The sequence below is a fragment of the Bradyrhizobium sp. YR681 genome, from assembly GCF_000282615.1.
Taxonomy (GTDB): domain Bacteria; phylum Pseudomonadota; class Alphaproteobacteria; order Rhizobiales; family Xanthobacteraceae; genus Bradyrhizobium.
In genome coordinates this window covers 33,927-56,860 of sequence record NZ_AKIY01000196.1, presented here as the reverse complement: position 1 = coordinate 56,860, position 22,934 = coordinate 33,927, and the positions used below count along the sequence as shown (strand labels likewise).

General features: G+C 65.0%; 19 protein-coding genes. 5 read left to right on the top strand and 14 right to left on the bottom strand.

Annotation, left to right across the window (positions count from 1 at the left end; genetic code table 11):
- The 3 genes from hpnE to PMI42_RS18140 all read left to right on the top strand — a co-directional run.
- Positions 1–1,148, top strand: a 1,148-nt coding sequence (gene hpnE, locus PMI42_RS18150; protein WP_008136699.1) for a hydroxysqualene dehydroxylase HpnE, incomplete at its 5' end; no start/stop codon positions are given.
- A 50-nt stretch (positions 1,149–1,198) separates the two neighbouring features.
- The gene (gene shc / locus PMI42_RS18145) at positions 1,199–3,151 is read left to right on the top strand and encodes a squalene--hopene cyclase (protein ID WP_008136697.1); all 1,953 of its coding nucleotides are present in this window, start codon (positions 1,199–1,201) and stop codon (positions 3,149–3,151) included.
- On the top strand, positions 3,148–3,897 hold the full coding sequence (locus PMI42_RS18140) for a phosphorylase (protein WP_008136695.1): 750 nt from the start codon (positions 3,148–3,150) through the stop codon (positions 3,895–3,897). The genes shc and PMI42_RS18140 overlap by 4 nt, the downstream gene beginning before the upstream one ends.
- Positions 3,898–4,014: 117 nt before the next feature.
- Here the strand turns inward: PMI42_RS18140 and pbfA are convergent, their stop codons facing one another.
- The 8 genes from pbfA to ispH all read right to left on the bottom strand — a co-directional run bounded on the left by pbfA (position 4,015) and on the right by ispH (position 13,888).
- Complete coding sequence (pbfA, locus tag PMI42_RS18135; RefSeq protein ID WP_008136693.1) at positions 4,015–5,358, bottom strand: (R)-1-hydroxy-2-aminoethylphosphonate ammonia-lyase; 1,344 nt, start codon at positions 5,356–5,358, stop codon at positions 4,015–4,017.
- Position 5,359: 1 nt separating this feature from the next.
- The gene (gene phnX / locus PMI42_RS18130) at positions 5,360–6,181 is read right to left on the bottom strand and encodes a phosphonoacetaldehyde hydrolase (RefSeq protein WP_008136690.1); all 822 of its coding nucleotides are present in this window, start codon (positions 6,179–6,181) and stop codon (positions 5,360–5,362) included.
- Positions 6,178–7,329, bottom strand: a complete 1,152-nt coding sequence (locus tag PMI42_RS18125; protein WP_008136689.1) for a TIGR03364 family FAD-dependent oxidoreductase — start codon at positions 7,327–7,329, stop codon at positions 6,178–6,180. The genes phnX and PMI42_RS18125 overlap by 4 nt, the downstream gene beginning before the upstream one ends.
- Positions 7,326–9,044, bottom strand: a complete 1,719-nt coding sequence (locus PMI42_RS18120; RefSeq protein ID WP_008136687.1) for a putative 2-aminoethylphosphonate ABC transporter permease subunit — start codon at positions 9,042–9,044, stop codon at positions 7,326–7,328. The genes PMI42_RS18125 and PMI42_RS18120 overlap by 4 nt, the downstream gene beginning before the upstream one ends.
- A gap of 15 nt (positions 9,045–9,059) precedes the next feature.
- Positions 9,060–10,208 carry a putative 2-aminoethylphosphonate ABC transporter ATP-binding protein gene (locus PMI42_RS18115; RefSeq protein WP_502692673.1) on the bottom strand — a complete coding sequence of 383 codons (1,149 nt, stop codon included), beginning with the start codon at positions 10,206–10,208 and terminating at the stop codon, positions 9,060–9,062.
- A gap of 80 nt (positions 10,209–10,288) precedes the next feature.
- Entirely contained in the window at positions 10,289–11,326 is a 1,038-nt protein-coding gene (locus PMI42_RS18110; protein WP_008136684.1) for a putative 2-aminoethylphosphonate ABC transporter substrate-binding protein, read from the bottom strand.
- A gap of 435 nt (positions 11,327–11,761) precedes the next feature.
- Positions 11,762–12,922, bottom strand: a complete 1,161-nt coding sequence (gene hpnH, locus PMI42_RS18105) for an adenosyl-hopene transferase HpnH (protein WP_008136682.1) — start codon at positions 12,920–12,922, stop codon at positions 11,762–11,764.
- Between the two features lie 36 nt (positions 12,923–12,958).
- Entirely contained in the window at positions 12,959–13,888 is a 930-nt protein-coding gene (gene ispH / locus PMI42_RS18100) for a 4-hydroxy-3-methylbut-2-enyl diphosphate reductase (RefSeq protein WP_008136680.1), read from the bottom strand.
- A gap of 466 nt (positions 13,889–14,354) precedes the next feature.
- Between ispH and hpnN the strand changes: the two genes are divergently transcribed.
- Complete coding sequence (gene hpnN, locus PMI42_RS18095) at positions 14,355–16,943, top strand: hopanoid transporter HpnN (protein ID WP_008136678.1); 2,589 nt, start codon at positions 14,355–14,357, stop codon at positions 16,941–16,943.
- Here the strand turns inward: hpnN and PMI42_RS18090 are convergent.
- The gene (locus PMI42_RS18090) at positions 16,911–17,555 is read right to left on the bottom strand and encodes a DUF2147 domain-containing protein (protein ID WP_008136676.1); all 645 of its coding nucleotides are present in this window, start codon (positions 17,553–17,555) and stop codon (positions 16,911–16,913) included. The two genes, hpnN and PMI42_RS18090, sit on opposite strands and share 33 nt — an antisense overlap.
- A gap of 141 nt (positions 17,556–17,696) precedes the next feature.
- Between PMI42_RS18090 and hpnO the strand changes: the two genes are divergently transcribed.
- Positions 17,697–19,088 carry an aminobacteriohopanetriol synthase HpnO gene (gene hpnO, locus PMI42_RS18085; RefSeq protein ID WP_035966033.1) on the top strand — a complete coding sequence of 464 codons (1,392 nt, stop codon included), beginning with the start codon at positions 17,697–17,699 and terminating at the stop codon, positions 19,086–19,088.
- 107 nt (positions 19,089–19,195) lie between these two features.
- Here the strand turns inward: hpnO and PMI42_RS18080 are convergent, their stop codons facing one another.
- The 5 genes from PMI42_RS18080 to PMI42_RS18060 form a co-directional block, all read right to left on the bottom strand.
- The gene (locus PMI42_RS18080; protein ID WP_008136672.1) at positions 19,196–19,963 is read right to left on the bottom strand and encodes an anti-sigma factor family protein; all 768 of its coding nucleotides are present in this window, start codon (positions 19,961–19,963) and stop codon (positions 19,196–19,198) included.
- On the bottom strand, positions 19,960–20,508 hold the full coding sequence (locus PMI42_RS18075; RefSeq protein WP_035966030.1) for a sigma-70 family RNA polymerase sigma factor: 549 nt from the start codon (positions 20,506–20,508) through the stop codon (positions 19,960–19,962). Before PMI42_RS18075 ends, PMI42_RS18080 begins: the two co-directional genes overlap by 4 nt.
- A gap of 127 nt (positions 20,509–20,635) precedes the next feature.
- The gene (locus PMI42_RS18070; protein ID WP_008136667.1) at positions 20,636–20,974 is read right to left on the bottom strand and encodes a cupredoxin domain-containing protein; all 339 of its coding nucleotides are present in this window, start codon (positions 20,972–20,974) and stop codon (positions 20,636–20,638) included.
- A gap of 24 nt (positions 20,975–20,998) precedes the next feature.
- The gene (locus PMI42_RS18065) at positions 20,999–21,943 is read right to left on the bottom strand and encodes a metallophosphoesterase family protein (RefSeq protein WP_008136665.1); all 945 of its coding nucleotides are present in this window, start codon (positions 21,941–21,943) and stop codon (positions 20,999–21,001) included.
- Between the two features lie 104 nt (positions 21,944–22,047).
- Positions 22,048–22,926: an alpha/beta fold hydrolase gene (locus PMI42_RS18060; RefSeq protein ID WP_008136662.1), complete on the bottom strand. Its 879-nt coding sequence runs from the start codon at positions 22,924–22,926 to the stop codon at positions 22,048–22,050.
- Positions 22,927–22,934: the final 8 nt, after the last annotated feature.

The window sequence follows — 22,934 nt, the reverse complement described above, 5'->3', positions numbered from 1 at the left end:
CCGGCGGCCGCTGCCGTTCCTATTTCGACGGCGCGACCGGTCTCACCATCGACAACGGCAATCATCTGCTGCTGTCGGGCAACAGCCACGCACGCGCCTATGCGCGCTCGATCGGCACCGAGGCCGGCCTCGTCGGTCCTGAGACCGCGCAGTTTCCTTTCGTCGACATCAAGACCGGGCAGCGCTGGCAGATCGATCTCGGCAATGGCCGGCTGCCGACATGGGTGCTCGACGAGAGCCGCCGCGTCCCCGATACGGGTCTCACCGATTATCTCAAGCTGGCGCCGCTGATCTGGGCGTCGGAGGAGACGCTGGTCGGCAGGTCGATTCCCTGTGAGGGCACTCTCTACCAGCGTCTGGTGCAGCCGCTGCTGCTGGCGGCGCTCAACGTCGATCCGCCCGAAGGCTCGGCCGGGCTTGCCGGCGCGATCGTGCGCGAGACGCTGCTTGCCGGCGGGCAGGCCTGCCGTCCCCTGATCGCGCGCGATGGTCTCAGCGCGGTGCTGATCGAACCTGCGGTGACATTCCTCCAGGAGCGCGGCCACACCGTCCAGCTCGGCCATGAGCTGCGGTCGTTCGTCAGCAATGACGGCAAGGCCAGCGCGCTGAATTTCGGCGGCGGGGATGTGATCCAGCTCGCCGACGGCGATGTCGTCGTGATGGCGGTGCCGCCGCGTGCGGCCACAAGCCTGCTGCCGGGCCTGAAGACGCCGACCGAATTCCGCGCCATCGTGAATGCGCATTTCCGCTTTGAGCCGCCGCCGGCTTCGGCGCCGATCCTCGGGGTGATCGGCGGCGTCGTAGAGTGGCTGTTCGCGTTCCCGAACCGGCTCTCGGTGACCATCAGCAACGGCGACCGTCTCGTCGACATGCCGCGCGAGGAACTCGCGCAGGCGATCTGGGACGATGTGTGCAAGGCGGGCGGGGTCTCCGGCGAACTGCCAGCCTGGCAGATCGTGCGCGAGCGCCGGGCCACTTTTGCCGCCACGCCGGCGCAGAATGCCCTGCGTCCGGGGCCGGTCACCGCGCTGAAAAACCTGTTCCTCGCCGGCGACTGGACTGCTACGGGATTGCCGGCAACGATCGAGGGATCGGTCCGGTCCGGTGATCGTGCCGCCGATCTGGTTCTGGCCGCAAAGCGGCCCTGACGGGCAATGTCCCCGTCACGTTGAAACGACTATCGGAGCAATCGAGCGAGATGGATTCGGTGAACGCGACCAGCCGCGAAGCTTTGGAATCGAGCATTGCGTCAGCCACGCAAGGCGTCATCGGCTTCCAGCAACCGGACGGCCATTGGGTGTTCGAGCTCGAGGCCGACTGCACGATTCCGGCCGAATACATCCTGCTGCGCCATTATCTCGCCGAGCCCGTCGACACCGTGCTCGAAGCCAAGATCGGCAATTATCTTCGCCGCGTGCAGGGCGCCCATGGTGGCTGGCCGCTGGTGCATGAGGGCGAGTTCGACATGAGCGCCAGCGTGAAGGCGTACTTCGCGCTGAAGATGATCGGCGATTCCGTCGACGCCCCGCACATGGTGCGCGCGCGCGAGGCGATCCACGTCCGCGGCGGCGCCATTCACAGCAACGTCTTCACGCGCTTCATGCTCGCCATGTTCGGCGTCATGACCTGGCGCGCGGTGCCGGTGCTGCCGATCGAGATCGTGCTGCTGCCGTTCTGGTCGCCGTTCCACATCAACAAGATCTCCTACTGGGCGCGCACCACCATGGTGCCGCTGATGGTAATCGCCGCGCTGAAGCCGCGCGCGAAGAACCCGAAGGGCGTCGGCATCGACGAGCTGTTCCTCCAGGATCCGCGCTCGATCGGCATGACTGCGAAGGCGCCGCACCAGAGCATGGCCTGGTTCCTGCTGTTTCGCAGCCTCGATGCGATCTTGCGCGTCGTCGAGCCGCTGTTCCCGAAGAGCCTGCGCCAGCGCGCGATCGACGCCGCGCTCGCCTTCACCGAGGAGCGGCTCAACGGCGAGGACGGCATGGGCGCGATCTATCCGCCCATGGCCAACATCGTCATGATGTACGACGCGCTCGGCAAGGACGAGAGTTATCCGCCGCGCGCGGTCACGCGCCGGGGCATCGACAAGCTGCTGGTGATCGGCGAGGAGGAGGCCTATTGCCAGCCCTGCGTCTCGCCGGTGTGGGACACGACTCTGACCGCGCATGCGCTGCTGGAAGCCGGCGGCGACAAGGCGGTGCCTGCGGCGAGGCAGGGCCTCGACTGGCTGATCCCGAAACAGGAACTCGAGGTCAAGGGCGACTGGGCGGTGAAGCGGCCCGACGTGCGCCCGGGCGGCTGGGCCTTCCAGTACAACAACGCCCATTACCCCGACCTCGACGACACCGCGGTCGTGGTGATGTCGATGGACCGCATGCGCCGGGAGCACGGTGTGGCCGGCTATGACGCCGCGATCGACCGCGGCCGGGAATGGATCGAGGGCATGCAGAGCGACGACGGCGGCTGGGCCGCCTTCGACGTCAACAACCTCGAATATTACCTCAACAACATCCCGTTCTCCGACCACGGCGCGCTGCTCGATCCGCCGACCGAGGACGTCACCGCGCGCTGCATCTCGATGCTGGCCCAGCTCGGCGAGACCGCGACGAGTAGCAAGCATGTCGCCGACGGCGTCGCCTATCTCCGCAAGACCCAGCACCCCGAGGGCTCCTGGTACGGCCGCTGGGGCATGAACTTCATCTATGGAACTTGGTCGGTGCTCTGCGCCCTCAACATGGCCGGCGTCCGCCACGACGACCCCATGATGCGCAAGGCCGCCGCCTGGCTGGCCTCGATCCAGAACCAGGACGGCGGCTGGGGCGAGGACGCCGTCAGCTACCGGCTGGACTACCGGGGATGGGAAGCTGCCCCCTCGACCGCCTCGCAAACGGCATGGGCCTTGCTTGCCCTGATGGCGGCAGGCGAGGTTGATCACCCGGCCGTCGCCCGCGGGGTGGAGTACCTGATTGCAACACAGAACAAAAAAGGACTGTGGGACGAGCAGCGGTACACCGCCACAGGCTTTCCGCGTGTATTCTATCTGCGGTATCATGGTTATCCTAAGTTCTTCCCGCTGTGGGCATTGGCGCGGTATCGGAACTTGCGGAACACCAACAGCAGGGTGGTAGGGGTCGGAATGTGACTTTGGGGACGGGGGACTATTTTACCGCGGGCAATGCCATTGATCCGCGGCCGATCTTGATCGTGACCGGCCTTGTCCAGGAGGCTCGCATCGCGGCCGGCCCCGGCATGGCCGTGATCTGCTCATCCAGCAGCCCGACCCAGTTGCGGGCGCTGCTGACGGTGGTGGACCCCAATACGATTCGCGGTGTGATCTCGTTCGGAGTGGCCGGCGGGCTCGACCCGACCCTGCGCTCCGGCGACGTGGTGCTGGCAACCGAGGTGCTCGCCGGCGACACCCGCTGGGCCGCCGGCCTGTCGCTCGGCGACGACCTGATCGGCCGCCTGACGTCCGGTCGGCGCCGCGTCGTGCGCGGCAGCCTCGCCGGTGCCGAGGAAGTGGTCACCGGGCGCTCCTGCAAGGCGGCGCTGCATTCGGAGACCGGGGCCTCGGCCGTCGACATGGAAAGCCACATCGCGGCCGCCTACGCCGCCGAGGCCGGGCTGCCCTTCGCTGCGGTCCGCGTCATCAGCGACCCCGCCCACCGCGCGCTGCCGGCGCTCGCCCGCGCCGCCATCAAGCCGAACGGCCAGATCGATCTGGCCGCCGTGCTGCGCGGCATCGTCCGCAATCCGGCCGCGCTGCATGGACTGGTCTCGACCGGCATCGACTTCAACCGCGCGCTGCGCTCGCTGCGCGGCTGCCGGGACTATTTGATCGGGACGGAGCTGATCGAGAGCGAGACGCTGGTCTCGAAGGCGGCCTGAGCGGGTTCGTCGATCCAACAATAAGAAAAGGCCCGGTCGCGCGACCGGGCCTTTTTCGTTTGGTCTTTGTAACCCGGATGGAGCGCGGCGCAGCGAAGCGTGCGTGTCGCGTCCCGCTCACAAGGCCGACATCGCCGCTTCGAGGATATCGAGGGCCCGGTCGAGGTCGGCGCGCGAGATTGTCAGCGGCGGGCATAGCGTGACCACGTTGCCGCCGCCGAGCTTGAAGCTCAGGCCCGCCTCCAGGCAGCGATACAAGAGGCGCTCCGCGAGCGCATTGGCCTCGGCCGCGTCGCGGCGGCCGATCTCGACGCCGAGATAGAGACCTGCCCCGCGCACCTCGGAGATCAGGGGATACCGGTCTGCCATCGATCGCAGCCGTTCCAGCGCGTGCGCGCCGAGGACGTTCGCTGCGGCAAGCAGCCCTTCCTCTGCGATCACGTCGAGCGTGGCGAGGGCTGCCGCGCAACCGACCGGGCTCTTCTCATGGGTGTAGTGGCCCAGTGCCCCCTCGGGCACCACGTCGAGATCGGCTCGCGCCACGATGGCTGCCATCGGCATGATGCCGCCGCCCAGTCCCTTGCCGAGCACGAGGATGTCGGGCGCAGTTTCCGCCTGCTCGCAGACGAACATGGTTCCGGTGCGGCCGAGGCAGCTCGGCACCTCGTCGAAGATCAGGAGCGCCCCGTGCCGATCGCAGCTCGCGCGCACGCGGGGCCAGAAGCCGGGCGGCGGCAGTTCGACCGTGGTCCAACGCATCGGCTCGGCGATCACGGCCGCGACGTCGCCCTGCACCTCGAGGACATAATCGATGTAGTCGGCGAGGCGCTCGTGGGCGCGGCCGTCCTGTCCGAAGAAGCGCGCGGCCAGTCCCGGCGGCGGCACATGTTCCGTGCCCGGCAGCAGCGGTCCGACGCCGCGCCGGAACAGGGCTTCGCCGCCGATCGAGACCGCGTCGAGATTGGCGCCGTGAAATGCGTCCCACATCGACAGGGTCTTGTGTCGCCCCGTCGCGTAGCGGGCGAGCTTCAGTGCCATGCCGATGGCAGCCGACCCGCTGGGTGCCAGCAGCACCTTCTCCAGCGGCGCCGGCGCCAACTCGGCGAGGCGCCGGGCAAGGTCGATGGCGGACTTGTTGGTGTAGCGGCGCGGGCAGAAGGGCAGGGTGTCGAGCTGCGATTTGATGGCCGCCACCACGCGAGGATGACCGTAGCCGACCTGATGCACGCTGTTGCCGTGGAAATCGAGGATGCGCCGTCCCTGGAGATCGACGATGTGGCTACCTTCGGCGGCGGTGGCCACGTTGAGGCAAGGCGTCGACAGCGATTGTCGCAGGTACCAGCGCTCGTCCTCGTCGAGCCAGCTCCGGGTCTCTGCGTTGAGATGACGCTCCTGAAACGAGCGCCGCTCCGCCGATAAATTGACGTCGCCCTCGGAGGCGCTCATGCCGGACTTGCTCATGTCAGCCTCCTGGTCGCTCTCCGCGGGCCAGCCGGTCCTCGATCGCGGCGATCACCGGGATGATATCGGCGACGCCGTCGATCACGTAATGGGCGCCGGCGCCCGCCAGCCGCTCGACTGCGGCCGCGCGCCGCTCGGCGAAGGCTTTCGGCGCCAACGCAGCCGTGTCGGCAAGCGACAAGCCGAACACGTTGCCGGTGACGGCAACGCCGACAGTCCAGCAGCCGCCGTTGAGACCTTCCTGGATCCCGACCTCGGTGTCGTCGACCTTGACGCAGCTCCAGGCCGGCCAGACGGCGAGCTCCAGAAAGGCCTTGTAGAGCATGAACGGCGTGGGTCGGCCGTCGGGCGTGTCCCCGGTGCACACGATGCTGTCAGGCGCGTAGCCTTGCGCGGCCGCGACCGGAATGACCTCGGCCATGATCTCGCGCGTGTAGCCCGTGCTCGAGCCGATCTTCAGGCCGCGGCGCCGCAAGCCGGCAACAGCTTCGGCCACACCCGGGATGACGTCGGCGAAGCGAGCGGCGACCTCGACATTCATCGGTACGAACACAGCGTAGAGCGCATCGATGTCGGCTTCACCAGGCTCGCGCCCATGCCTGTCGCGCCAGGCGGCGGCGATCCGGGGCAAGCGCAGGAGGGCGGCGATGTGCGGGCGCTTGGCCATGCCCATCGGCCCGCGCGCCTCGTCGACGGTGATCGCCACGCCGAAGCGCGCGAATGCCTCGACGAACACGCCCATCGGCGCCAGCGAGCCATGGTCCACCGTCGTGCCGGCCCAGTCGAACACCACGGCCTGGACGTGCTCGAATTTATCGGTCATGTGGCTCGGCTCCTGGACGTCAATTCGTCGATCACTTCCTCGGCGATCGCAAACGAGGTGCTGGCGCCGGTGCCGCTGGTGATCATGACGAGGCGCACGGTTTCAGATGGGCGGTCGATCAGCATCAGCCGGTCGGACGCCGAGGCGTAGGTGCCGATCCAGCGCTCGCGAATGACAGGCGTTGGCCAGGCCAGAACCTGCCGGAACTCGTCCATGATCAACTCGTCCACCGCTTCAGGACCGAACGGGTCCGGCGTCGCGTCGTAATGGTGGGAATCGCCGACAACGAGCGAACCATCCTCGCTCTGCACGGCGATCAGATGCACACCGTTGGCCAGATGCTGGCCCTGCTCGGATTCGAGGCGCTGCTTCAGTGCGGCGGCCTCCGGCAGTTCGGCGTAGCCGAGATAGCGCACAAGGCCGAGGTCCGACATCACGGCCGCGTTGAAGCGCGGCATCGCGCTCACTGACCCGACCCGCAGCATGTGCAGCTTGCAGCGGACGAGGCCGTAGCTCGCCAGGCGTTCCGGATAAAGGCTCAGGAAATCGTCGCCGGGGCAGACCACGCAGAGCCGGGCCTTGACCGGCCCTCGTGTGGTGTCGATCACCGGCGGTGTCACCGCCTTGGCCAGCGTCTGATAGAGGAAGGTGACGCCATGCACTTCGGCCAGCCAGCGCGCCAGTGCCGGCACCGCGATGCGCGACTCCACCCGCAGATCATGAGGGCTCGCCAGCACGGCTTGCAGATCGTCGGTCCGCAGCATCGGGAAACGGCGGCCCGCCTCAGCCGGGCTCAGAAGCTCGCAACCCTCGCCCATCTCGGTGGTGCGGAACGCCTCGAGCACGGCCGCGGCTTCCGGTCGTCGCACCGCGACCGCCAGTCCGGCATGCTCGATCCTGATGCCCGCGGCCGCAGCCACTTCGGCCCAGACCTGTCGCGACCGCATTGCCCGCTGCCAGCACTGGCCGCGTTGCTGCCCGGTGACGGTGACAAAGCCGAAATTGCGGATCGAGGCGCCGTTCGCCCTTGCATCGCGCTCGATGACCAAGACCCGCAAGCCCTGGCGCACACCCGCAAGCGCATGGGCGAGACCGCAGATGCCGCCCCCGATAACAGCCAGATCGAATTCGTCTCCGGACACGTTCACCGCTTTCTCCACATCTGGGCGCGCGCAAGATAGCCCTGTGTGAGTAACATATAGATGGCTCGTGTGACGGCCGCTGTGGCGAACACGACCATGGCCATGGCCGCCGCCGGAGCCACATCGCCTGCGTCATCCATGTTGAGCACGGCGATGGCCGCAAGCGTCGTGTGCGGCGCGTAGATGAAGACCACCGCCGAGACCGTCGTCATCGCGTTCACGAACAGATACATGGCGATATCCAGCACGGCCGGCAGGCAGACCGGCAAGGTCACGCGCATGAAGGTGCGCCAGAACGGCACCCTGAGCGATGCCGAAACGGTCTCGAACTCCCGGTCGATCTGCTTGAGCGCCGTCACCGCGGTCAGGTGCGAGACGGAGTAGAAATGCGAGATCGTGCAGATGACCAGAATGGCCATGGTGCCGTAGATGAAGTTCAACGGATTGGCCGGGTTGTTGAAGAAAAAGATGTAGCCGAGCCCGAGCACCAGCCCGGGAACGGCCAATGCAAGCAGCGCGAGAAACTGCACGAAGCCGCGAATGGCGCGAAAGCGCGGCGTCTTCTCGACCAGATAGGCGCCGGCAAAAATCACCGCGGTCCCGAACAGCGCGGTGAGGCCGGCCATGACGAGCGAGTTGAAGTAGCTGCGCCAGCCGCCGCCATCCATCATGTCGAAGTCGAAGTTCTTGAAGCTGGGTGTCAGATCGTAGGGCCAGAACGTCGCGATCGAAGCGAAGAAGGACACACCGAGAATGACCATGATCGCGAACGCGATCAGCGAACAAATCGCCAGCAGCGCGCGATCGATCGTGGCGTCGGGCCTGGGATCATACGGTACGGCGCGTGCGGAGAGCAGCGCCATCTGGCGCCGCTGCATGAGCTGATCGACGACGAAGGCCAGCGCTGCGGGGAGCAGCAGGATCAAGCCGACCACCGCACCCATCCGGAAGTTCTGCTGCCCGACCACCTGCTTGTAGATGTCGGTCGCGAGCACGTTGAACTTGCCTCCAATGACCTTCGGCACGCCGAAATCGGTGATCACCAGGGTAAAGACGACGAAGACTGCACTGATCAGGCCGTAACGCGCGCCCGGAATTGTCACCGTCCAGAAGGTGCGGCGCGGACTTGCCCGCAGCGCTTCCGCCGCCTCGTACAGACGCGCGTCCGAAATCGCCAGCGCCGTGGTGATGATGATGAGCGCGTGCGGGAAGGTCCAGAACACCTCGCCCATGACGATGCCGATCGGACCGTAGATCGACGCGCCGAACAGCATCCATTTGACGAGGCCCTGGTTCCCGAACAGATAGACAAGGCTGATCGCGGGCAGCAACGAGGGTGCGAGAATAGGGATCTGCGCGATGATGCGGAACAGCCACCGCCCAGGCATGCAGGTGCGGGTGAGTCCGTAGGCGTAGACGAAGGCGAGCAGAACGCAGATGACCGTGCTCAGCAGCGACACCCAGACCGAGTGCCAGATCGAATCGGCGAGCGCTGGATTGGCGAAATAGGCCTGGAAATTGGCAAGGCCTACGAAGCTGCCATCAGTCGCCTGGAAGCTCTTGGACAGCAGCGCCCAGAGGGGCAGTAGCACGGTGACGATCAACCAGAGGCCGAGCGCCACGACCGCGCCGCGCATGATCCAGTCGTCGCGCCCCAGCTTCTGCCGCAGCGGCGCGATCGCAACGGCACGGTCCGGCAGAATCAGCGTCTCGGTCGCCATCGCTGGTTTCCCGTGTCAGGCAGTCGCGGAGCGCGGCTGGGCAAATACGCGCAACCGCTTCGGGGGCAGCACGACCTCGATGGTCGCGCCGGAGGAAATGCCGAGGTCGCGCACGGCGTTGATCGAAAAGTCGGCCGAGAAGTTCAGGCTCGTGCCGCTCGCATGCAGGGTCGTTGCGAAATGATTGCCGATGAATTCCATGACGCCCACCTGGACGGACAGGCGATTGTCCGAATGCTCGCCGATGTCGCGCACCACCACGTCCTCCGGCCGAAGGCAGACCGTGACGGCCGCGCCTTCGCCGAGTTGCACCTCCTCGCCGAAGTCGAGCACGGCACCCCTGACATTGGCGCGCTTGCTGGTGACGAGGCGCCCCTCCAGAAAGTTCATCTTGCCGACAAAGTCGGCGACGAAAGCCGTCGCGGGGCGGCCGTAGATCTCGTCGGGCGTGCCGACCTGCTCGATCCTGCCATTGCTCATCACCACGATCCGGTCGGACATGGTGAGCGCCTCCTCCTGATCGTGGGTCACCATGATCGTGGTCAGCTTGAGACGTTGCTGCAGGTCGCGGATCTCGCCGCGCAGACGCGCCCGGACACGCGCGTCGAGAGCGGATAGCGGTTCGTCCAGCAGCAGAAGGCCGGGCGATAGCGCCAGCGCGCGGGCGAGCGCGACGCGCTGCTGCTGCCCGCCCGAGAGCTGTGCCGGATATTTGCCGGCTTGCTCGGGCAGGCCGACAAGTTCGAGAAGCTCCTTGACCCGTTTGTCGACCTCGGTGCGGGGCGTGCCGGCCGACACCAGGCCGTAGGCCACATTGTCTTTGATCGTCAGGTTCGGGAATAGCGCGTAGGACTGGAACACGATGCCGAAGTCGCGCTGGGCGACCGGCAAGGTCGAGATATTCCGACCGCCCTGATGGATCGTTCCGGTGGTTTGCACGTCGAGGCCAGAGATGGCGCGGAGCAGCGTGGTCTTGCCGCAGCCGGATGGCCCGAGGAACGAGACGAACTCCCCCGGCATGATGTCGAGATCGACAGTGTTGAGCGCAGTGAATGCACCGAACTTTTTCGAGAGGTTGCGGATGCGCAGATAGGGCTCTGTCGTCGGCATGCTGTCCATTGTACTGTCCCGCATTGACCGGCGCCCATGCATCGCCAGCTTCATCGCTCCCAGGATCCCCGGCAGGATCCTCAGTTCGAGTCTTTCAGTTCAGGTTCTTCAGTGCAGTTCTTCAGCGCAGTTCCTCAGTTCTTGGGCTCGGACTTGCCGTCGTAGCGCTTGCTCCACTCCGCCAGGATCTTGTCGCGGTTCTCCGCGGCCCAGGCAAAGTCGTTCTTGATCAGCATTTTGTCGATGTCACCCTGGATGAACTCCATGGAGCTCGCGATGCCGGGCAGTGCGACGATGGCGAAGTTCTCGGCGTAGAGCTTGTTGGCCTCCGGCGTCGCGGCCCAGTCGGCGAGCTTCTTCGCGGCCTCGGATTCTTTGGCGGTCTTCATGATCCCGATCGCTTCCATGTCCCAGCCGAGGCCTTCCTTGGGCAGGACAATGCTGATCGGCGCTCCACCCTTCTTGGTCTTGTTGGCGCGATACTCGAACGAGAGGCCGATCGTGTACTCGCCGGCGGCCGCCTGTCGGCACGGCTTGGAGCCGGAATGCGTGTAGGCCGCGATGTTCTTGTGAAGCTCGTCCATGTACTTCCAGCCCCCGTCCCAGCCGAACATCTGCAGCCAGGCGGAGACCATCAGAAACCCGGTCCCCGACGAAGCGGGGTTCGGCATGGCGATTTGTCCCTGATAGACCGGCTTGGTCAGATCGGCCCAGGAGGCGGGCTCCGGCAGGTTCTTCTTGCTGGATTCCACGGTGTTGACGCAAAACGCCGATGCCCAGACGTCCATGCCCACCCATTGCGGCGAGGCCGCGGGATCGCGCATCTTGGCGTCGACCTTGTCGAGACCCGCGGGCGCGTAAGGCATCAGCATGCCTTCCTTCTGCAGCAGCATCAGCGAGGTTGCGGCAAGACCCATGACCACATCGGCCTTGGGGTTTGCCTTCTCCGCAAGAAGTTTGGCGGTGATGATACCGGTGGAGTCGCGGACCCAGAGGATGTTGATGCCCGGATTGGCCTTCTCGAACGCGGCCTTGTAAGGCTTGATCTGGTCGGCCTCCAAAGCCGTGTAAACGGTGAGATCCGCCGCGCGAGCTGCAGTGCTGAGGCAGAACATGGCGGCGGCGATCGACACAACAGCGCATCGCAGATCGCTTGTCGTGCACAGGTTCATGTCGGGCTCCATCGATGTTGGCCGCGGGCTGGCACCGTCCGGGCGGGGAACCGATATTGTTAGATGACATTTCCGTGACGTACATGTCGGATTTTGTGCACGGCCCGCCTCGATCGCGGCGTCTCTGCACATCTTGAGTGCAGTCCTATGCAAGCGTCTGCTCTGAGCCTTCTTCAGCGACTTCGTTTGGCGTGAGCAATGATGCGCGTTTGCCGCTGATTGTGTTGCGGTCGTCGTGGTTTAGACGAACGGACATGGCTCCGTTCGGGCCGGGGCGCTTCTACTTTGCATGGGGTTGTTTTTCGTTTTTTTGCGGGAGCCATCTTTCGCGAGCATGCGCTCTGCGATCGCTCTGCCGCGCTCGCGCCGAATAACGAAAAGGCCCGATCGCCATCGGCGATCGGGCCTTTTGTTGTTATCGATGCTGCGCGCGCTTTACGCGGCCGTCGAAGCCTTCCGCGCCGCCTTCTCCTGAGCGGCCGCCGCTTCGTCCTTGCGGATCTCCGACAGGCGCTTCTGCACTTCCGCCGAGAAGATGTACTGCGCCGGGCGCTGCTTGCTCATGTCGATCTCCGGCGCCATCGGGCCCGAGGTCCGGATGCCGCGCAGCGACACCCACATCGCCTTGATCGGGTTGTTGAGGGCTGCGGTCGCCGCCGTCGGCTCGTAGCCGCAATGGGCCATGCAGTCGGCGCACTTCTCGTACTTGCCGGTGCCGTAGGTTTCCCAGTCGGTGGTGTCCATCAGCTCCTTGAAGGTCTTTGCGTAGCCTTCACCGAGCAGGTAGCAGGGCTTCTGCCAGCCGAAGATGTTGCGCGCGGGCATGCCCCAGGGCGTGCACTCGTATTCCTGGTTGCCGGCGAGGAAGTCGAGGAACAGGCCGGAATGCATGAAGTTCCACTTCTTGCCCTTGCCCATCGCGAAGACGTCGCGGAACAGCTTCTTGGTCTTGGTGCGGTTGAGGAAGTGCTCCTGGTCCGGCGCGCGCTCATAGGCGTAGCCGGGCGACATCGAGACGCCGACACCGAGCTCGACGGTGAGATCGAGGAACTTCGCGATCTCCTCGGCCGGATGGCCGTCGAAGATGGTGGCGTTGACGTTGACGGTGAAACCGCGCGCCTTGGCCGCCTTGATCGCGGAGACGGCGCGGTCGAACACGCCCTTCTGCGACACCGCCTTGTCGTGATGGTCCTTCAGGCCGTCCAGATGCACCGAGAAGAACAGGTACGGGGAGGGCGTGAACAGGTCGAGCTTCTTCTCGAGCAGCAACGCGTTGGTGCAGAGCGAGACGAACTTCTTGCGCTCGACCAGGCCGCGCACGATCTCGCCGATCTCCTTGTGGATCAGCGGCTCGCCGCCGGGAATGGCGACCATCGGCGCGCCGCACTCATCGGCCGCGTCCCAGCACTCCTGTGCGGTCATGCGGCGGTTGAGGATCGCATCCGGATAGTCGATCTTGCCGCAGCCGACGCAGGCGAGGTTGCAGCGGAACAGCGGCTCCAGCATCAGCACGAGCGGATAGCGCTTGCGGCCCAGCATCTTCTGCTTGAGCAAATAGCCGCCGATACGCATTTCCTTGAAGAAGGGGATTGCCATTACAAAGTTTCTTTCTGGGCTTGGAATTCGGGTGGGTCAGCTCGCGGCCAATTGGGCCGGAAGCCTGAATTCGATGTTTTCCTCGCGGCCCGGCAGCACCTGGACCTTGACCGGTCCGATCATCCGCCGCATCGCTTCGATCACGTCATCCACGAGCACCTCGGGCGCCGAAGCGCCGGCCGTGATGCCGACAGTCCTGGCATCTTTCAACCACTCCGGATTGAGCTTGCTGCCGTCGGCAATCAAATAACTCGCGACGCCGGCCTCAGTGCCGATTTCGCGGAGCCGGTTCGAATTCGAGCTATTGGCAGCGCCCACCACCAAGATCACGTCGACCAGCTTGCTCAAGTCCCTTACCGCAGATTGGCGGTTCTGTGTCGCATAGCAGATATCCCGGATATCCGGGCCTTGAATATCTGTAAAGCGGGCCTGGAGGGCCGAAATGATGTCCCTGGTGTCGTCGACCGACAGGGTGGTCTGGGTGATGTAGGCCACTGGCGTATCCGCCGGCAGCGTCAGTGCGTTAGCCTCTTCAACGCTCTGGACCAGCAGGACAGGCCCTGGAACCTGGCCCATCGTCCCCTCGACCTCGGGGTGGCCGGCATGGCCGATCAGGATCAGGGTACGGCCCTTGGTGATGTAGCGTTTCCCCTGATTGTGAACTTTCGTGACCAGCGGGCAGGTGGCATTGAGCACCGGCAGGTCGCGTGCGGCGGCCTCTTCCTCGACGCTGCGGGCGACGCCATGGGCGCTGAACACGGTCACGGCCTTCGGCGGAACCTCGGAGAGCTCCTCGACGAAGATCGCGCCCTTGTTCTTCAGGCTCTCGACCACGTATTTGTTGTGCACGATCTCATGGCGCACGTAGACGGGCGGGCCGTATTTCTGCAGCGCCCGTTCCACGATCTCGATCGCACGCACCACGCCCGCGCAAAAGCCGCGCGGCTGCGCTAGATAAACTTCCATTGGACGCCCATCACGCAAGTTGCACCAATCCCGCTTCCCAGGTCCCGGCGGCACCCCGATACTGACCAACGATCTGCAATAACCGCACCATTGGCCACGCGCGCACGCGGTACCCGCCCACCCCCGTTGGGGCTCCGGCGCATGGAGGCGCAATACTTTGTGTCAAAAAATCGGCAAAAAGGAAAGGTCGGATCAGCTCTCGTTCCCTGCCAGCGGAGCGCGCGGTATCATAGTATAGTCATTGCCGTGGGCGAAATGGCGACATTTGTGCTCACCCCTTCGTCACTTTCCCGCCTCATCTCCCCGTCTATACCGACCGCCCCGCAATGATTTTTTCATGGCGTCCCGCCGTTTACCTCGAACCTTGTTCCGGCGAGTGCCACTCAAAACAGCAATAGGTTTCGCCCGGGAACTCCGATAAACAGCGGGCGTTTCCGGCAAGCTGTTAACCGCAGAAAGAAAAGAAGTGCTGCAAAGCGTCGTCGTTGCCATCGTCAGGGCCTGCACCCGGTTTGCCTCCCTCGTCGTCGTTCTCGGGCTCCTGCTTTCGGTGGGGGCCGGCTATTACACGGCCCAGCATTTCGCCATCAACACCGACATCAATTCGCTGATTGCCCAGAATCTGGACTGGCGCCAGCGCGACCAGCAGTTCGACCGTGCCTTCGACCGCGACGCGACGATTCTCGCGGTCGTCGAGGCCCGGACGCCGGAGATGGCAACCGCGGCAGCGGATGCGCTCTTCGCCAAGCTGAAGGACAACAAGACCGAATTCCAGTCGATGCAGCAGCTCGGCACCGGTGAATTCTTCGAGAAGAACGGCTTGCTGTTCCTGCCGACCGAGGAGGTCGGCAAGATCACCAGCCAGTTCGAATCCGCAGCACCCCTGATCGAGATCATGGCGGGCGATCCCTCGATCCGCGGCCTCACTGGCGCTCTCGAGACGGGACTTGCCGGCGTCAAGCGTGGCCAGGTCAAGCTCGACAACACCGCGCGGCCCTTCAACCAGATCGCACAGACGGTCGAGACCGTGCTCAACAAGGGCAATGCGAGCTTCTCCTGGCGCGAACTCGTCAGCGACGAGCCGCTGTCTGACTCGGACAAGCGCGCCTTCATCGAATTCAAGCCGATCCTCGACTACAACGCGCTGGAGCCCGGCAAGGGCGCCACCGATGCGATCCGCAAGGCCGCGGTCGATCTGGATTTCGCGACCAAATACCAGGCACGGGTGCGACTGACAGGTCCGGTCCCGATCGCCAACGAGGAATACGCCACCGTGCAGGAAGGCGCCGTCGTCAACGGCGTGGGCACCGTTCTCGTCGTGCTGCTGATCCTGTGGATGGCGCTGCATTCGTCGAAGATCATTTTCGCGGTATTCGTCAATCTCTTCGTCGGCCTTGCGCTGACGACCGCTGCCGGCCTGATGATGGTCGGCTCGTTCAATCTGCTGTCGATCGCGTTCGCCGTGCTGTTTGTCGGGCTGGGCGTCGATTTCGGCATCCAGTACAGCGTCCGCTACCGCTCCGAGCGTTACAAGCACAACGACCTGCCGGGCGCGCTGGTGCTGGCGGCCAAGCGCTCCGCGGTGCCGCTGTCGCTGGCGGCCATGGCGACCGCGGCTGGCTTCCTCTGTTTCCTGCCGACCGACTACAAGGGCATCTCCGAGCTCGGCCAGATCGCAGGCGTCGGCATGCTGGTGGCGTTCCTCTCCAGCATCACCGTGCTGCCCGCAATGCTGAAGCTGTTGAACCCGCCCGGTGAGCAGGAGCCGGTCGGATATGCCTTCCTGGCGCCGCTCGATCACTTCCTGGAGAAGCACCGTGTTCTGGTCGTGGGCGGCACGCTGCTGCTGGCAGTCGCCGGCCTGCCGCTGCTCTACTTCCTGAAGTTCGACTTCAACCCGATGAACCTGCGCAACCCGAACGCCGAATCGATCGCGACCTTCCTCGATCTGCGCAAGGATCCGAACACCGGCGCCAATGCCATCAATGTGATGACCAGTTCGGAAGAGCAGGCAAGGCAGGTCGAGGCGAAGCTCGAGAAGGTGCCGGAGGTGCTCCGGGTGATGTCGCTCGACAGCTTCGTGCCGCAGGACCAGCAGCCGAAGCTGAAGCTGCTGGCGCAGGGCGCCAAGGTGCTGAACCCTGCGCTCAATCCTGACCAGATCGACGCCGCCCCCTCGGACAAGGAAAACGTCGATTCGCTGAAATCCTCCGTCGACAATCTGCGGCGAACCGCGGCTGATGCGAAGGGCCCGGGCGCGGTCGCCTCGCGCCGGCTTGCGGACGCGCTCGAGAAGCTCGCCAATGGCGACGAGGCCACGCGCAACAAGGCGCAGGACGTGTTCGTCGCGCCGATGAAGATCGTGTTCGACCAGCTCAGGAACGCGATGCAGGCCGGCCCGGTTACCCTGAACTCGCTGCCATCGGATCTCGTCAGCGCCTGGAAGAGCAAGGACGGCATCATCCGCGTCGAGGCCCTGCCCAAGGGCGATCCCAACGACAACGACACGCTGCGCAAATTTGCGGCGGCGGTGCTCGTTGCCGAGCCGACCGCGATCGGCGGCCCGGTCTCGATCCTGAAATCCGGCGATACCGTGGTGAAGGCGTTCATTCACGCCGGCATTTACGCGCTACTGGTGATCGGCCTGCTGCTGTGGATCACGCTGCGGCGGTTCGTCGACGTGCTGATGACGCTGGTGCCGCTGCTGGTGGCCGGCGCGGTGACGCTTGAGATCTGCGTGCTGATCGGCCTGCCGCTCAACTTCGCCAACATCGTCGCATTCCCGCTGCTGCTCGGCGTCGGCGTCGCCTTCAAGATCTATTATGTCGTGGCCTGGCGCTCGGGCAGGACGAACCTGCTCCAGACCAGCCTGACACGCGCGATCTTTTTCAGCGCGCTGACGACGGCGACCGCGTTCGGCAGCCTGTGGCTGTCGAGCCATCCCGGCACGTCCAGCATGGGCAAGCTGCTCGCACTCTCGCTGGTGACGACGCTTGCCGCAGTGCTGCTGTTCCAGCCGGCCCTAATGGGCAAACCCCGCAATCTCAGGGAGTAGGCAGATGTCGCCGACCGGGTCGGCGGCACCCTTCTGACCGGGCTTGGCGGCGGCGGTGGCCTTTGGGGCCGCTGCTGCGGGCGCAGGGGGCGTGGCACCTGTCGTGGCTTGGGCTGCTCCCTGGGCCTTCGGCGCCGCGCCGGCAGGCTTCGCTGCGCCCTTGGCCACCGCATTGGCGGTGCTCAAGGGGATCGGCGGGCCAACGCGGGTCCAGGTTTCGCCGCCACAAAGGAAGCCCATCACGCAGCCCTTGATCTCCAGCTGGTCGGTGCCGGCAGGCGTGATCGTCGCGCTGTAGAGCTGGCCGTCCTTGGCGTTGTAGACCTGTCCTTCCCACTGATCGGCGCCGGGCTTTTTCTTCATGTCGAGCAGGGTCGCCATGCCCAGCGTCGGCCTGTTCTGTTTCGAGACATCAGGATTGTTCTCGTCGCGGCCGCCGGGCTGTTTTTCCCAGGAAACGGCGCCCCACATGCTGCCATTGCATTGGGCGACACGGATGTTGGCGACGCCGTCGGCGACCCGCCAGTCGCCGGTGGGATCGGCGGCGAGCGCTGAAGTCAGGCCGGTGTAACCGCCGGCCAGTAGTATACCGGTGTAAAGGGCTAAACGCATGAGTGTTCCTTGGCAGTGCAACATGGTTTAAAGCTGTGCTTGCGAAGATGGTCCGAAAAAGGGCAAAAGGCCGCACAGACCGTTTTCAGGAACGGTCCGTTTTCAGTTGACGAGACGGCCCTCAACCGAAGTATGTAGCGGATGCACAGCCCAAATCCAGACATGTCTCAACTGTTCGCGGACCGTCAGGCCCAGCGCAGTGCCCTGCATAATCGGCATCTGAACGAGCAGTTCGTTCGGGTCCTCAAGACCATCGGCTACGATGTCGGCTTCCAGAAGGGGCAGGGGCAGTACCTCTACGACCGCGACGGGGCGAAGTATCTGGACCTGTTGTCCGGCTTTGGCGTGTTTGCGATCGGGCGCAATCATCCGGTCATGCGCGAGGCGCTCAAGAGCGTGCTCGATGCCGATTTGCCCAACCTCGTCCAGTTCGACGTCTCGACGCTCGCCGGCGTGCTCGCCGAGCGGCTGCTGAAATACGTCCCCTATCTCGACAAGGCGTTTTTCGCCAATTCCGGCGCCGAATGCGTCGAGGCGGCGATCAAGTTCGCGCGCGGCGCGACGGGGCGCCCCGGCATCGTCTATTGCGCCCACGGCTATCACGGCCTGACCTATGGCGCGCTGTCGCTGACGGGCGATTCGAACTTCCGCACCGGTTTCGAGCCGCTGCTGCCCGGCTGCACCTCGATCCCGTTCAACGATCTGGCTGCGCTGGAAAAGGCGCTGGCCTCGCGCGAGGTCGCGGCCTTCGTCGTCGAGCCGATCCAGGGCAAGGGCGTCAACATGCCCACCGACGAGTTCCTGCCGGGTGCGGCGGCACTCTGCAAGAAATACGGCACGCTGTTCGTTGCCGACGAGATCCAGACCGGGATGGGCCGCACCGGCCGTTTCCTCGCGGTCGAGCACTGGAATGTCGAGCCCGACATGGTGCTGCTGTCGAAGTCGCTGTCGGGCGGCCATGTGCCTGTCGGCGCCGTGCTGACGCGCAAGGCCATCTTCGACAAGATCTTCAACCAGATGGACCGCGCCGTGGTGCACGGCTCCACCTTCTCCAAGAATGACCTGGCGATGGCCGCGGGCATCGCCACGCTCGATGTCATGGAGTCCGAGAAGCTGATCGAGTCCGCCGCCAAGCGCGGCGCCGAGTTGCGCCTGGCGCTGACGCGCATGGTGCCCGGCTACGAGCTGATGAAGGAAGTGCGCGGCAAGGGCCTGATGATCGGCGTGGAGTTCGGTCCGCCGAAATCGCTGCGTCTGCGCGCCTCCTGGAACGTGCTCGAGACCGCCAACAAGGGCCTGTTCTGCCAGCTCATCACCGTGCCGCTGTTCAAGGATCACAAGATCCTCACGCAGGTGGCCGGCCACGGCAGCCACACCATCAAGCTGCTGCCGCCGCTCACGATCACGGAAGAGGACTGCACCTGGATCGAGAAGGCGTTCGACGACGTCATCGCCGGCAGCCACAAGGTCCCCGGCGCGATCTGGTCGCTCGGCAAGACGCTGGTGGACAACGCGGTGCGGCGGTCGGCGTAAGTTTGCCGATCTATCTCAGCAATCGTCATTGCGAGCGCAGCGAAGCAATCCAGTAAACCTCCGCGGAGGCAGTCAGGATTGCTTCGCTGCGCTCGCAATGACGGCGATCACCCCTCCACATTCGCCTTCATCGCCGCCTCGAACTTGTCGACGAATTCGGCGAGCTCGTCGCCGCCGATGTCGCTGACGGCCCAGAAGTTCAGGCCGCGCTCGCCCCAGCGGCGGCAGTTGAAGCCCTGCATGGTCTGGGTCTTCGGCGGCCGGTGCTCGGTGCTCGAGGTCTGCGACACGAAAAGGTTGATCACGTGCTGCCTTCGCTTGTAGACGACCGCGCCGATGGCGCGGGCGTCGATATAGTCGAGCCGGCCGCCGACCAGCGTGAAGCCTTGCGCGGTGAGGTCGATCACGGGCGGGGCGACGTCGAGCTTGCCGTTGAACCAGGGTTTGACCGTGTGCTGGTCGGTCGAGACCACGTCGATGAGATGGCCGGCCTGGAGCGAGCGCAGATGCGCGGAGACGACCTCCGACAGGATGCGCTGCTGGTCGTCCTGGCGCAGCACCAAGGCGACGACGCCGGAGGCGGCGAGCGCGGAGACCGCCGAGCCCATCGCAAAGCCGCGCAGCACGGAGCGGCGGGTCGGCTGCTGACGCTGTGGCTGCGGCAGCGAGGCCTCGATCCGGTTGCGCAGGCTTGCCGGCGCGGTGTAGCGCAGATTGGTCTCAGTGAGCACGCGCTGCATCTCGCGTTGTGCGGCGAACTCGGCGGCGCAGTCCGGACAGCCGGCGATGTGGGCTTCGACCTCGCGCGCATGGCCGGCATCGAGCTCGTTGTCGAGCAGCGCGTGAAGCAGGATCCTTGCTTCGTCGCAGGTCATCTTGAGTGCTCCTCTTCCGCCGTCCAGGCCGCGCGCAGCATGGCGCGGGCGCGGGCGAGGCGGGACATCACGGTGCCGACGGGCACGCCGGCGGCCTCGGCGATTTCACGATAGGACAGGTTGTTGATCTCGCGCAGCACGAATGTTTCCTTGAACGGCTCGGCGAGCGCGTCGATCAGCTTGCGGATGGCGCCGGCATCGCGGCTGCGCAGCACTTCGGTTTCAGGACTAGCTTCGCTCTCCTGCCAGATCGGCGTCTGCTCGGCGGCACCGGGCGTATCCTCGATCGCGCTCGGCCTGTGCGCGCGCCGTGCATATTCGGCGTTGCAGACGTTGCGCAGGATGGCGAACAGCCATGGCTTCATCGCCGGACCGCGATAGCTGTCGAAGTGCTTCAGTGCGCGCAGATAGCATTCCTGCACCGCGTCTTCGGCATCGGAGGCGTCGCGCAGCAAATAGCGCGCGAGCGTATAGACGTCGTCGAGATAGGGCAACGCCGCCTCGCGGAAGCGTTGCGCCTTCTGCAAATCGTCGCTCACGGGCATCGCTCCTCGCTTTGCCTCTTGTTCTTCGCGTCGCGTCGTGTCGTCCGCGTGTGTGACCGAGGGCACACGAGCCCGGCCGGCGTGGGACCACCGGCCGGGCAGGACGTTGATGCCTTGGTTGGAGACGTTACTCAACCTTGATCATCCCCGTCATGTGCGGGTGCAGAGAACAAAAATATTTGTAGTCGCCCGCATTGGTGAAGGTGAACGAGAACTTGTCGTCGGTGTCCAGGGTCTTGGACCTGAACTTGCCGGCCGACACCACGGTGTGGGGGATGTCGTCCCGGTTGGTCCAGGTCACGGTGGTGCCGACCTTGATCTTGAGCTCGGCCGGCTGGAAGACGAAATTGTCGATATGCACGTCCATGTTGTCATCGGCACGGGCAGTTGTTGCGGGCAGCAGGATGGCTGCGGCAAGAGCGAGACCGAGGTCGGCGCCGAAGTCGCGGCGATTGAGAGTCTTCATTGTCAGCTTCCGTTCAGCGCTGGATCAACCCTGGATCGGCGTGTCGATGATCGCCAGCCGCTGCTCGTTCTGCTTGAAGTTGATGCTGGCAACGCCGAGCATGGAGCGCAGTTTTGCGTCCTCGACCTTCATCGGTCCGGGTGAGGGGGCGGCGCCCGGCGCCGGCTGCGGGAAGGCGGTCGAGCGCGCGGTGTGGAAGGTGACGTTGCCCTCGACCTTCTGCATCACCTGGTGGATGTGACCGTTCAGCACGGTGACGGAGCCAAAGCCCTTGACGTATTCGAGCGCGCGGCCGCCGTCCTCGGTGCCCCAGCCCCATTCGGGATAGACGGTCCAGAGCGGGATGTGGGCGAACAGCACGACCGGCGTCGATTTCGACTTGCCCCGCAGATCGTCCTCGAGCCAGGCGAGCTGCTCGGCGCCGAGATTGCCGAGGCCGCCGGCCTTGAGATCGACCACGTTGACGAGGCCGATGAAGTGCACGCCGCCGGCGTCGAACGAGTACCAGCCCTGGCCCTTGGTGCCGCGGCCGTAGCGCTCCCGATAGAACTTCACCTCCTCGTCGAGGAAGTCATGCTCGCCGGGGACGTAATGCACGTCGAGCTTGCTCTGCGAGATGATGCGATCGGCATTGTCGAACTCGGCGGCCTTCGACAGATGGGTGATGTCGCCGGTGTGGATCATGAAGGACGGCTTGACCGGCATCGCGTTGATCTTGTTGACGGCCTCCTCCAGCGTGCCGAGCGCGTTGGGATTGGCCGGCTTGTCGAAGCCGACATGGCTGTCGCTGATCTGGAGGAAGGTCATGCCGGGCGCCGCTGCGGTCGCCGCTTGCGCTGAATCGATGATGCCGAGCGAGCGCGGCACGCCGCCCGTGATGGTCCAGAGCACCCCGGTGCCGGCCCAGGTCATGCATTCCAGCACCTTGCGGCGGTTGACGCCGTCGTCCCCGTGATCGTGTCCGCTCATCGCAACGTCTCCACTTCGCCCGGAATTGGGCTTCGGGGAGGTGATTGGGGGAGGGGTGGAGTTATTCCCGGATGCGATGACGATTTCGTGAGGGGGCTCGAGACCTATTTCGCGAATTCTCGCACGGCCTCCGCCACGCGCTCGGGCACTTCCTGCGCCACACAGTGCCCGGCGTTCTCAAACACCATCGTGCTGACGCGCGGAATCAGCGACGCCGCGCGGGCTGCCATCATCTTGTAGATCGGCCCGGACTTCGCGGCGGTCGCTATGCGCACCGGGCAATCGATCTCGGCGAGCGAGGCGAAAGGATTGCCACGCGCATCGCCAATATAAACCTGCTCCATCGCCTCGTAGATCGGACGCAGCATCGCGTACTCGATCTCGGGCGTGCAGCAAAGCCGGACCCTGCCATCGTCGAGCGCCGTGAAGCCGTGTTGGACATAGGCGCGGAGCGAGGTCTCGGTCCAATCCGCAAATGTCGGCGCGGTGCGGTAGCGCCCGAACACGGCGTCGGCACTCTCGAACTCGGCGCGTCGGCGTAGCGTGCCCTCGACGCGGGCGAGGGATTCGTCGTTCAATCCTCCGGAGCGCGCCGCGCGCGGGTCCATCACCGTCGGTTCCATCACGAACAGGCGCGTGAAACGTCCCGGCCGAAGTTTAGCGGCAAGCAGAAGATCGGTCGCACCGGCGCTGTGTCCGATGCCATAGGTCTCGCGCAGATCGAGTGCATCGATCACCCGGCGGACATCTTCGGCAAAATCCAGGAAATGATAGGCGCCCGGCTTGTGGCTCGCGCCATGACCGCGGCGGTCGAGCGCATAGACGGTGTAGGTCGATGCAAGCTCGCGGGCGACCTCGTCCCAGACGTCGGCGACGAAGCCGGTGCCGTGCACGAGCAGCGCGGGCGGTTTCCCGCTCTCGCCCCACTGCAACATGGCAATCTCTGCGTCGGCCGGGCCGATGGAAAAGCGCTGACTGATCATGCGGGCGA

Bases quoted from the DNA above. Each gene is read 5' to 3' on its own strand.
- shc (WP_008136697.1), top strand. From the start codon at position 1,199: ATGGATTCGGTGAACGCGACCAGCCGCGAAGCTTTGGAATCGAGCATT.
- pbfA (WP_008136693.1), bottom strand. From the start codon at position 5,358: ATGAGCAAGTCCGGCATGAGCGCCTCCGAGGGCGACGTCAATTTATCG.
- phnX (WP_008136690.1), bottom strand. From the start codon at position 6,181: ATGACCGATAAATTCGAGCACGTCCAGGCCGTGGTGTTCGACTGGGCC.
- PMI42_RS18120 (WP_008136687.1), bottom strand. From the start codon at position 9,044: ATGGCGACCGAGACGCTGATTCTGCCGGACCGTGCCGTTGCGATCGCG.
- PMI42_RS18115 (WP_502692673.1), bottom strand. From the start codon at position 10,208: ATGAAGCTGGCGATGCATGGGCGCCGGTCAATGCGGGACAGTACAATG.
- PMI42_RS18110 (WP_008136684.1), bottom strand. From the start codon at position 11,326: ATGAACCTGTGCACGACAAGCGATCTGCGATGCGCTGTTGTGTCGATC.
- hpnH (WP_008136682.1), bottom strand. From the start codon at position 12,922: ATGGCAATCCCCTTCTTCAAGGAAATGCGTATCGGCGGCTATTTGCTC.
- ispH (WP_008136680.1), bottom strand. From the start codon at position 13,888: ATGGAAGTTTATCTAGCGCAGCCGCGCGGCTTTTGCGCGGGCGTGGTG.
- PMI42_RS18090 (WP_008136676.1), bottom strand. From the start codon at position 17,555: ATGCGTTTAGCCCTTTACACCGGTATACTACTGGCCGGCGGTTACACC.
- hpnO (WP_035966033.1), top strand. From the start codon at position 17,697: ATGCACAGCCCAAATCCAGACATGTCTCAACTGTTCGCGGACCGTCAG.
- PMI42_RS18080 (WP_008136672.1), bottom strand. From the start codon at position 19,963: ATGACCTGCGACGAAGCAAGGATCCTGCTTCACGCGCTGCTCGACAAC.
- PMI42_RS18075 (WP_035966030.1), bottom strand. From the start codon at position 20,508: ATGCCCGTGAGCGACGATTTGCAGAAGGCGCAACGCTTCCGCGAGGCG.
- PMI42_RS18070 (WP_008136667.1), bottom strand. From the start codon at position 20,974: ATGAAGACTCTCAATCGCCGCGACTTCGGCGCCGACCTCGGTCTCGCT.
- PMI42_RS18065 (WP_008136665.1), bottom strand. From the start codon at position 21,943: ATGAGCGGACACGATCACGGGGACGACGGCGTCAACCGCCGCAAGGTG.
- PMI42_RS18060 (WP_008136662.1), bottom strand. From the start codon at position 22,926: ATGATCAGTCAGCGCTTTTCCATCGGCCCGGCCGACGCAGAGATTGCC.